Annotated in this window: 1 protein-coding gene; it reads right to left on the bottom strand. The window is 69.5% G+C overall.

Annotated elements, in window-relative coordinates:
- Window positions 1-13: 13 nt before the first annotated feature.
- A partial coding sequence (locus JFB92_RS24960; RefSeq protein ID WP_199044665.1) for an IS4 family transposase occupies window positions 14-1318 on the bottom strand: 1305 nt, incomplete at its 5' end.

The following is a 1318-nucleotide window of genomic DNA, read 5'->3' as shown; positions in this document are numbered from 1 at the left end:
CAATGCCGTTCGGTTAGGGGTCTGCGTAGACGATGATGTCGAGGGTGGCCTTGTAGGTTCGCCGGTCGATGTGGTTGCTGCGGGCGTGGTATTTCGAGATCGCTCGTTTGACCACGCGAGGTGCTTTGCGGAGTCGGCGTTCGGGTAGCGGGTGCGCGAGGATTTGCTGTCCGATCACGCCTTTGAGGTCGATCTGTTCGTCATCGAGGAGGTTCGCGGCGCGGATGAGCTGGTCGCGGGCGGTTTCCAGGGCGATGGTGAAGCTGGCTTGGAGTGGGCCGATCGGTTCACCGATCACAGCGTCGGCGATAGCGATGCGGATCGCCTGGTAGAGCGTCAGCAGTGCCCAGATTTCCTGGTCGATGGCCCCCGGGTGTTTACCGCGCAGGACCCGGCGGCGCAGGAGCGTGGATTTGAACTCTGCGTAGGCGGTCTCGATCTCCCACCGCTGGTGGTAGAGCGCGACGATCTGATCGGCCGGGTAGCGGCGCGGGTTGACCGCGCTGGTGAGCAGCCGGTAGTGGCCGGTCTGGGTACCGGCGGTGGTGGCGATGGTGATCTCGGCTTCGATCAGACGCAAGATCAGCGTGCCGCGGCGTACGAGCCAGGTGCCGTCGCGCAGCCGGTGCAGCCGGACGGGTTTGGTCCTGGCGCCCATGCGCACCAGCAGGTGGGCGCCAGTGCCGCGGATGGCTTCGATCAGGGCGGCGGCATCGAAGCCGCGATCGGCCAGGATGATCTGGCCCGCGCCCATCGCGCCGGTCAGTCGCGCGGCGTACTTCGTCTCGCCGGTGTCGACAGGTCCGAACGCGGCCGCTATGACCGCGCGCGACCCGGCTGCGACCAGGGCGAGCAGCCGGACCTGCGGGTAGCCGGCACCGGCCCACCGGGTCGCGCCGCTGGAGCGGTGGACTGACAGGTTGTCCTTCGAGGCGGGAATGTCGAGCAGGGTGCCGTCGATCGCGCACACCGCCAGGCCCCGCCACCGCGCCATCCCCGTGGTCGGGCCCGCCAGCAGCTCGAACAGCACCTTGAGCGGGCCGGGACCGACCCGGGTCCGCGCCTCCCAAAGTGCCGAGGCCGCCGGAGTGCGGGCCGGGCCGAGGCCGCCGCGCAGTTTCCGCCAGATCCCCATCCAGCCGACGCTCGCGAACAGACCGGACGCGAGCAGGAGATACACCACCACGCGGGAGGGGATCGACCGCAGCCGCCGCTGGTGGGCCCGGCACTGCTCAAGGGCCGCATCGACGGTCTCGAACGGCACGATCCGGGTCAGCTCGCCCAGATGCCCGGGCGCGAACACCCCCGAGGCGGCACC

This window comes from Glycomyces salinus, assembly GCF_016428645.1.
GTDB classification, from domain to species: Bacteria; Actinomycetota; Actinomycetes; order Mycobacteriales; family Micromonosporaceae; genus Glycomyces; species Glycomyces salinus.
This window is presented reverse-complemented; position numbering and strand designations above follow the sequence as displayed.